The organism is Gemmatimonadaceae bacterium, from assembly GCA_040882285.1.
Lineage (GTDB): Bacteria > Gemmatimonadota > Gemmatimonadetes > Gemmatimonadales > Gemmatimonadaceae > JACDCY01.
Genome location: JBBEBQ010000006.1, coordinates 148,256 through 157,017 on the forward strand (window position 1 = coordinate 148,256; position 8,762 = coordinate 157,017).

6 protein-coding genes and 1 rRNA gene are annotated in these 8,762 nt (G+C 65.2%); 2 read left to right on the top strand and 5 right to left on the bottom strand.

Annotation, left to right across the window (positions count from 1 at the left end):
* Positions 1 to 118: 118 nt before the first annotated feature.
* From WEA80_04070 to WEA80_04080, 3 genes are all read right to left on the bottom strand, one after another.
* Positions 119 to 1,834 (bottom strand): D-aminoacylase, encoded by a 1,716-nt coding sequence (locus tag WEA80_04070; protein ID MEX1185742.1) that lies wholly within the window; start codon positions 1,832 to 1,834, stop codon positions 119 to 121.
* A gap of 147 nt (positions 1,835 to 1,981) precedes the next feature.
* Entirely contained in the window at positions 1,982 to 4,708 is a 2,727-nt protein-coding gene (locus WEA80_04075) for a TonB-dependent receptor (protein MEX1185743.1), read from the bottom strand.
* A 140-nt stretch (positions 4,709 to 4,848) separates the two neighbouring features.
* The gene (locus tag WEA80_04080; protein ID MEX1185744.1) at positions 4,849 to 5,748 is read right to left on the bottom strand and encodes a diacylglycerol kinase family protein; all 900 of its coding nucleotides are present in this window, start codon (positions 5,746 to 5,748) and stop codon (positions 4,849 to 4,851) included.
* Positions 5,749 to 5,789: 41 nt separating this feature from the next.
* On the opposite strand from WEA80_04080, the gene WEA80_04085 reads away from it, so the two are divergent.
* Positions 5,790 to 6,137 (top strand): TfoX/Sxy family protein, encoded by a 348-nt coding sequence (locus WEA80_04085; GenBank protein MEX1185745.1) that lies wholly within the window; start codon positions 5,790 to 5,792, stop codon positions 6,135 to 6,137.
* Here WEA80_04085 and WEA80_04090 read toward each other — a convergent pair.
* Positions 6,127 to 6,288 carry a hypothetical protein gene (locus WEA80_04090; GenBank protein MEX1185746.1) on the bottom strand — a complete coding sequence of 54 codons (162 nt, stop codon included), beginning with the start codon at positions 6,286 to 6,288 and terminating at the stop codon, positions 6,127 to 6,129. The two genes, WEA80_04085 and WEA80_04090, sit on opposite strands and share 11 nt — an antisense overlap.
* 95 nt (positions 6,289 to 6,383) lie before the next feature.
* Complete coding sequence (locus WEA80_04095; protein ID MEX1185747.1) at positions 6,384 to 7,241, bottom strand: DUF72 domain-containing protein; 858 nt, start codon at positions 7,239 to 7,241, stop codon at positions 6,384 to 6,386.
* A gap of 570 nt (positions 7,242 to 7,811) precedes the next feature.
* On the opposite strand from WEA80_04095, the gene WEA80_04100 reads away from it, so the two are divergent.
* Positions 7,812 to 8,762: ribosomal RNA gene (locus WEA80_04100) — 16S ribosomal RNA — on the top strand; the annotation flags it as partial.

The window sequence follows — 8,762 nt, forward strand, 5'->3', positions numbered from 1 at the left end:
TGGCGTTCCTCTAATGGTGACTAGTGACTAGTAGCTGGTCGGTCGTAACAGCGGAAGTGCGGGGAAGATCAGGTAGCTACTAGTCACTAGTCACTAGTCACTAGCCACTAGTCACTAGTCACTGCCGTTCCCAGCCCGGCCCGCGCAGCGCGCGTCCCGGAGTCGCGCCGGTGTGCGCACCGTCGCGCAGGACGCGGACTCCGTTCACCCAGACGTCGCGCACGCCCACGGAAAGCTGGTGCGGCTGCGTGAACGTGGCCCGGTCGGCGATCGTCGCGGGATCGAATATGATGACGTCGGCGAAGCTCCCTTCCTTGAGCAGCCCGCGTTCCCTGACACCGAGCGATTGTGCGACCGCCCACGACATCTTCCGCACGGCGTCCTCCAGGCGAAGCACCCCTTCTTCCCGCACGTATTTGCCGAGTAGGCGTGGATACGAGCCGTACGCGCGCGGATGAACCAGGCGAGTGGAGCGCTCGGGATCGAATCCGCCGGCATCGGTGCCGATCATCACCCACGGCTGCGCGATTTGCATCGCCACGTTCGCCTCGGACATGCCGAACGTGATCTGGCTGACGTTGTCCTCCTCCGCGATCACGATGTCGATCAGAGTCTCGGCCCAGTGCCGCCCGAGCGAGTCGGCGATGTGCTTGAGACGCATCCCCTCGAAGCGCTTGAGATCCGGCGCGTCGAGTCCGATCACCATGCGCGACTCCGGACCGTCGAACGGGTCGCCGTCGTCCTCCTCCTGGACGATCATCTCGCGCACCATGCGCGCGCGCAGCGTCGAGTCGCGCAGGTTCTCCAGCAGCTTGCCGTCGGCGGACGCCCAATCGGGAATGCCCGCCGAGAGGTTGTTGCCCGACGCCGGGTACGGATACATGGTCGCGGTGACGTCCTGCCCGGCGCCGCGCGCGGAGTCGATCTTCGCTACGACCAGGCGCGCCTTCGGCCAGTTGGCGCGGCCACCGGACGCCTTCAGGTGATAGATCACGACGGGGACGTCGCCGTAGCGTCCGATGTAGAGCGCCTCGTCGGTCGCTTCGAGCAGCCGGTTGCCCTCGCTGCGCATGTGCGTGATGTACGTCCCGCCGTACGGCGCCATGGCGCGCGCCATTTCCGCGAGCTCCTCCGTCGTCGCGTAGCTGCCGGGAGGGTAGATGAGCGCGGTCGAGATGCCGAACGCGCCGTCCTCCATTGCGTCGCGCACGACCATTCGCATCGTGTCCAGCTCGGCTGGGGTCGCGGGTCCCGGCGTCTGCCCCTTCGCGTAGGCGCGCACCGTGCTCGCGCCGAGATATGACCCGGCATTCACCGAGTTGCCGTGGCGCTCGAGCGCGGACAGCCACGCGTCGAAGCCGCGCGGGCCGGCGAACGTCGCGTACAGCCGCGACCGCGCGGACGTGTCGGTGATGCTCACGCCGTAGTTCTCCGCCGCGGTCGCGTTGAGCGGCGCGGGCGTGGTGGACTCGCCGAGTATCTCGCTGGTTACGCCCTGGGTGATCTTGCTGATCACGCGGCCGTCGCCCGTGAGCAGGGGCGTCCAGGAGTGGCTCTGGATGTCTATGAAGCCGGGCGCGACCACCATGCCCCCCGCGTCCACCCTCTCGCCGGCCCGCGCGCGCGCGAGCGACCCTTTCGGCCCGACGTATACGATCCTGTCGCCGCGCACTCCGACGTCGCCGTAGTGCCATGGGTTGCCGGTGCCGTCGACGATCTTGCCGTTGGAGATGACGACGTCGTACGCGGCGGCGGGGGCGACCCGGCCTGTAGGAACGCCGGGCGCGCATGCAAGGGTGAGGAGAGTGAGGGATACGAGGAGACGGGAGCGCATATGGTCCGGGGATTTTGAGAAGGGATCCAAGTCTGGGGTGTGACAGTTGGGAGGAGTCAGTAAGCAGTAGCCACTCCTAACTGAGAACTCCTAACTGCCACACTCCAAACTTGGATTCCCCGGCAACCGCTGTGAAGCCCGCCGCCGTTAGAACGTGTACTGAATCCTCGACATCACCATCCGCCCGATCTCGGGCACGCCCACGTAACTGCGGCGCTCGTTGTCGAACAGGTTCGTAGCGTTCAGTGAGAACAGGCCGCGGCCGTCCGTCGTGGGGATCCCGATCGTGAAGCCCGCGTCCACCATCGCGTTGACCGGAACCTCGCCCACCCACACGCCGTCGTTCACCGGGAACGCGTTGACGTAGCGGCCGCGCAGCTCGGCCTTAAAGCCGCGGTCGCGATCGTTGTAGCGCGCGGTCAGGCTGGCCTTGTTGTCGGCGGCGTTGAGCGTGATCTGCTGGACGCCGGCGGGGGTGGGGAAGAGCACGTCGCTGACCCACGAGTACGTGCCGAGCATGGACCACCGCTCGCTCAGGCCCAGGTCGAACGACAGGTCCGCGCCGTGCACGTTGGTGGTGCCGGGAACGTTTCTATAGATGAACAGGAGATCCGCCTTGTCGGAGAGCGGATCGTCCGGCACGACCGTGCCGAGCGGGATTTGAGTGAGACCGCCTGCGACCGCAGCCGCGGTCGGTCCCGCGGCGGGACCAAGGCCTGCAGCGGTAAAGACGCCGGTCAGATACGCTGTCATCGACGCCTGATCGAGGAAGATGTTGGGCGTGGCGAGCGCCGTAGTGCGCACGTCGAACCTTCTCTGATACCAAAGGTCGAGCCCCATGCTGAAGCGGCTCGACACAGCGCCCTTGTAGCCGAGCTCGATGACTTCGTTTCTCGTGACCTTCAACGGATCCAGGTCCTGCACGAAAGAGGGATCGGCCGGGTCGAACGCCCGCGTTGCGACGTTGAGCGTGCGAAGGTTTGTGCCGATCTGGGCGGATGTCGGATTGAGGCTGCGCAGCAGCGGAAGCAGCGCCGGTGGCAGGCCACCGGAGGCCACGGCGAGGGCTGCCTGCCACATGGCCGCGGCATTGGCGGGAATGAATTGCGCCTGGCCTCCCAGGGTGGCCGGCGTGAACGGCGACTTCATGCACAGCGTGCCGATCCCGCCCGCGCAGTCGCGCCGGAACACGTAGCCGTGCTCGTTCCCGCGCACGCGAATGGTGTACGGCAAAGGCGTGAGTCTCGCCTGCGCGAGATCGATGGAGAACTGGAACGTCGCCGGATTGTTGAACGCGCGGTTGTACGTCAGGCGCACGTTCTGGTTCTCCGTCGGCTTGAACACCAGCGCCGCGCGCGGAGACACCGTGTTGTCCGTCAGCTTGCTGTGCTTGTCCACGCGCAGCGCGCCCAGCACCTCGAAGCGGGGTCCGAGGCTCTGCGTCGCGTGCACGTACCCGCCCGTCTCGGTGACGTCGTCGTTGTCCTCGTTGCGGCCGTGAATCGTGCCCTCGGTCACCGGGTTCGTCTTGATGAAGTCCGCGCCGTAGATGAAGCGCAGGCCGCGCCCCGTCGACAGGCTGTGCTGCACCTGGGTCGCGACGAGCGTGGACTTGTCGACGATAGGCGCGCCCGTGCGGAGCAGGAACGTGCCGGCCGCGTCGAGGCTGTCCTCGTTACCGGAGTTGCTGCGGTTCAGGAACGTCTGCACGAAGAACGACTTGTGGCGGAAGCGCGCCTGATAGTGCTCGTACTTCCAGTTGCGCACCTGCGCGACGCCGCTCGTGCTGGTCAGCTCGAGCGCGCTGCCGATGTCGGCCATCCCGTAGGAGCCGATGAACTCGGTGCTCGCGGTCGGCCGGAAATCGAATCTAGCCTCTCCTGCCGAGCGATTGACGTCGAAGTTCCGCTGCACGGCGGTCAATAGCATGGCGCCCGACGGATCGGGTCGCAGCACGGGCAGGTTCTCGTTGACGAAGTCTTCATAGCGCCACTCTTTGCCCGACATCTTCTCGAACGACAGCTTGTAGCCGAACACCGGGCCCAAAACGCCCGCGGTGCGGACGGCGCGCCGGAACGTGGAGCGATCGCCGAGATCGAACGTGAGGCTCGTCCCCGGCGAGGAGAACGGCGACTTGGTGATCACGTGCAGCACGCCGTTCGCGGCGCCCGGCCCGTACAGCGCCGCGGCCGGACCCAGCACTACTTCGATCCGTTCGATGTCCTCGTTGGTGGAAGTCAGCAGGAACGGAACATTGACGCGCAGGGACGGGACGGTCGCGAAGCGGTTGTCCTGCAGCATGAGCAGGGAGCCGCTGAAGGCCCCGTTGAAGCCGCGCGCCGCGATGTTCGCCTGCACCAGTCCGCCCTTGATGATGTCGACTCCCGGGACCGCGCGAAGGTGGTCGGTCGGGCTGAGCGACGGGCGGGTCTCGATCTCCTCGGTGCCGATCACGGTGACTCTCACCGGCGCGTCGATCACTTTCTCCGGAGCTCGCGAAGCGGTGATGACGATCTCCTGCAGCGCCGGCATGGTGCCGCTCAGCTCGATCGTGTGCTGCGCCGTCTGGTCGGCCACTACTTCGATCCGGATCGCGGGCGACTGTCGGTACCCGAGGACGCGCGCCGACACCAGATAGGATCCCGGCGCCAGGCCCGCGATGCGATACGATCCGTCCGCACCGGAGCTGACAGTGGTCTCGACGCCGCCGGCGCTGACCGCGCGAACCTGCGCGTTCGCGATGGGGGCCGAGGAGGACTGATCGGTGACCGTGCCGGCGATGGCGCCGGTACCGGCCTGCGCGAGCAGCGTCGAGCCGCCGCACAGCGTGACTGCCGTTAGTGCCGCGAGCTGCAGGAATCGACGGGCGCTCATTGACATGCTCATCTCCAATGGAGGACGGCGATCGGGTTAGGCCGCGCAACCGAATTGCGACCGCCCGACGATAGTCTTTGGGCGGTAACTGTCAATAGGGGAAAGGGTTTAACGGGCTAACTGCGCTGCACGCAGCGCAGTTAAGCGAATACCTCCAACGCCCCTGGGAGACATTCCACGCGGAGTATCCTCGACCGCGCCTGATACAGATCTCCGTCCAGATTGTACATCGGCTGCGCGGGGAACTTGAGGTCGAACCACGGCTGCTGGTATTCCGTGACGGCCCGCGACCATACGTGCCGGCCGCCCGTGGCCGAGAGCAGGAGTCCCGCGCGCGCGAGCGTTCCCAGCGGCGCCAGCGCGATCGCGTCGAGCAGGCCGTCGCCCAGGTCCGCGTGCGGCGCAATCTTGAACGCGCCGCCGTAGTGTTGCGCGTTCGCTATCACGAGCAGCAACAGCCGCCGCGGCGCATTACTCGGCCGCTCCGACCCGGCGATGCCTGCGAGCGATACCTCGAATCCGGGATACGCCGGCAGCTCGCGCAGCGCGGCGTACAGATACCGCGCGCTGCCTCGCAGACCGCGCACGGACTGCATCCGCTGCAGCACCGCCGTGTCGAAGCCGAAGCCGCAGCACACGAGAAAGAATCGCCCCTCCACCGTGCCCGCGTCCACGCGCCTCGTCTCGCCGGCGTCCATCAGCTCGAGCGTGCGCCGGATGTCGCGCGCCGGCGCGCCGACGGTCTTGGCGAAGTCGTTGCCGGTGCCAGCGGCGATCAGCGCGAGGGGCGGACGCCGCTCGCTCACCAGCAGCGCGGCCGCGACCTTGCTCCACGTCCCGTCGCCGCCGACGGCAATTAGAGCGCTCGCGCCGCGCGCGACCGCGCGGTGCGCGAGCCTGGTCTCGTCGCCGGGCAAACTGGTCACTCGGACGACGACGTCCCTTCGCGACGAGGTCGCCCGCACGACGTCGTCCAGCACTTTCGCGCCGCGGCCGCCACCCGCGGCCGGATTGGCGATGACGACGATCGCGTCTTCCACGCCCGCTAACTTACAACTTCAATGAATGGCGGGCCGCACTGATGGCGTACGACGCGGGGCTCGCGGCGCGAGTCGAGGACGCACTCGCGACGCTCGGCGAGCGCAGCGTGCGCCAGCGCAACGTGTTCGGCGGACGCGGCTTTCTCGCGTCGCGCTCGACTTTCGCGATCGTCTTCGACGAGGAGCTGATCGTGAAGCTCCCGCGTTCGGACTACGAGCGGTGCCTCGCGCTCGCCGGCGTGCGGCCGTTCGCGCCGGGCGACGAGCGGCCGATGACTACCTGGGTGGTGGTGTCGGCGGACGTCATCGCTGAAGACCCGGAGCTATCGGACTGGCTCCGCCTCGGCCTCCGGGCGGTGCGGCAGGGAGGTCGACCGGCTAGCGGGTGAGGACGTAGTAAATCACGTACAGCCACGACAGAATGCCGTGGATGATCGCCCAGAAGATCGACTTGTTGACGCTCCACGAGATCGCGATCGCCAGCGCCGAGCCGAAGCTGATGCCATGCCTGATCACGGTCGCGCCGTTGTTGTTCGCCACTGAATTCTCCGGTGAGGATGGGTGCACTACGGAATGTGATGCCGGCTGGTTCCAGAGCCTGGCGGGCGCGGGCAGGTATCGGCTGAGGAAGTGGTTTAAAGCGGTCGTGTAAGCTCCTGCAATACATCTGGATACGCATCGAATAGAGTAAGGGGCACGGGCGCGGGCTCGCCTTGGATCTGTGCCTTCAGCATCGCCGCGTTGGCCGCCGCTTTTCCCTCGAAGTGGTTGTTCGTGATGACGAACACTTGCCTGGATTCACGTTCGAGGTGGAGGGCGCGCTCGCGCCACGGCGTCAGCTCCTCGGCGGAATACAGATAGTCGTAGCGCTCGTTGACGCCGGCGTCGGCGCGGAACCAGCTGTCGAGGTTCCGGCCGTGGAGCCGGATGTACGCGACCGGAGCCGTGGCTCTCTCTGTCGGCTCGATTCCGGTGTTCGGCGGCTGGTCGATGTTGACGAAGCCGACGCCGCGCTCGCGCAGCGAATCGAAGAACTCGGGCGTGTTCCATGACGCGTGGCGGATCTCGACGACGAGAGGGAGGTCCGCGAATGCGTCGGTGAGCCGCGCGAGCCATGCGCGATTCTCGCCCGTTCGGCGGAACGACCAGGGAAACTGCGCGAGTAGCGCGCCGAGTTTCCCGGCGGCGAGCAGGGGCTGGAGCGGGTCGCGCACCGAGGCGACGTCCTCCCGGGTCCATGCGCTGTCGCGCGCGTGGGTGAATCTGCCGAGGAGCTTGGCGGTGAAGAGGAAGCGGGGGTTGTGGGCGGTGCGCTCGATCCAGGCCGACGTTTGCGCGGAGCGCATCGGCGCGTAGAAGCTCGAGTTGACCTCGACGGTGTCGAAGTAGCGGGCGAGGTATGCGAGCTCGTCGAAGCTTTTCGGCTTCGGCGACGGGTAAACCTTGCCGTACCAATCCTTGTACGACCAACCCGCCGGGCCGACGAGAATCATGAACTGCAACTTAGAACAGCCAAGCTGCGAGCTACCAGCGGGAAGCTGCCGGCTGCGAGCTGCCGGCGATTTTGACCTTCCGTTCCACTTGGCTGGTAGCTGTCGGCTACTTGCTGACCGCTCGCAGCGCTGGACCCTTGGAACTCGACGCCCGAGCGGGTGTTTTGGTCCGTCCCCGAGTCGAAATCGGCTTGGGATCGAGGGGTTGAATTGAGGGTCGGAATCGACTAGAATGAGAATCCCCCTTTTGGTTGCTTTCACGAGCGCTGTTTGGGGGCGGAAATCCGGAAAAAAAGTTACTCAAACACTTGACCGGCAGGTTCGGTCTAGTTATGTTACAAGGCTGCCACAGAAATGGGGCGGTTTTGGAGAAGGTGGTCACCAAGTGGCTGCCACAGCTTATTGAAAATCGAAGTTGTGAGAATCGATGGATGTGCGAGGCGAACTCGTTGATCCGGAGCCGTTCAGGGTTCCGGGGAGAGAAGACCTGAATAAAACATTCAAAGTGATTCGGATACGCTGTCTACGCGACAGCGGACGACAGCTGTTCGAAGAGCCCAAGCTTTTCAACTATTGGAGAGTTTGATCCTGGCTCAGGACGAACGCTGGCGGCGTGCTTAACACATGCAAGTCATGGGGACCCAGCAATGGGTAACCGGCGAACGGGTGCGTAACACGTGAGTGACCTGCCGATTTGTGGGGGATAGCCTGGCCAACGCCCGGGTAATACCGCATACGCTCTTCTTGGGGCATCTCTAGAAGAGGAAACCTCCGGGGCAAATCGAGGGACTCGCGGCCTATCAGCTAGTTGGCGAGGTAACGGCTCACCAAGGCTACGACGGGTAGCTGGTCTGAGAGGATGGCCAGCCACATTGGGACTGAGATACGGCCCAGACTCCTACGGGAGGCAGCAGTGGGGAATATTGCGCAATGGCCTAACGGCTGACGCAGCGACGCCGCGTGTGGGATGACGCCCTTCGGGGTGTAAACCACTGTTGCTCGAGACGAATAGCGAGCTTTAGCTCGCCTGACGGTATCGAGTGAGGAAGCACCGGCTAACTCCGTGCCAGCAGCCGCGGTAATACGGAGGGTGCGAGCGTTGTCCGGAATCACTGGGCGTAAAGGGCGCGTAGGTGGTCAGGTAAGGGTGTGGTGAAAGTCCGGGGCTCAACCCCGGATCTGCCGTGCCGACTGCTTGACTGGAGCATTGCAGAGGCAGATGGAATTCCGGGTGTAGCGGTGGAATGCGTAGAGATCCGGAAGAAGACCGGTGGCGAAGGCGATCTGCTGGGCAATGGCTGACACTGAGGCGCGACAGCGTGGGGAGCAAACAGGATTAGATACCCTGGTAGTCCACGCCGTAAACGATGGGCACTAGGTGCCGGGGGGAACGACCCCTTCGGTGCCGGAGCTAACGCGTTAAGTGCCCCGCCTGGGGAGTACGGCCGCAAGGCTGAAACTCAAAGGAATTGACGGGGGCCCGCACAAGCGGTGGAGCATGTGGTTTAATTCGACGCAACG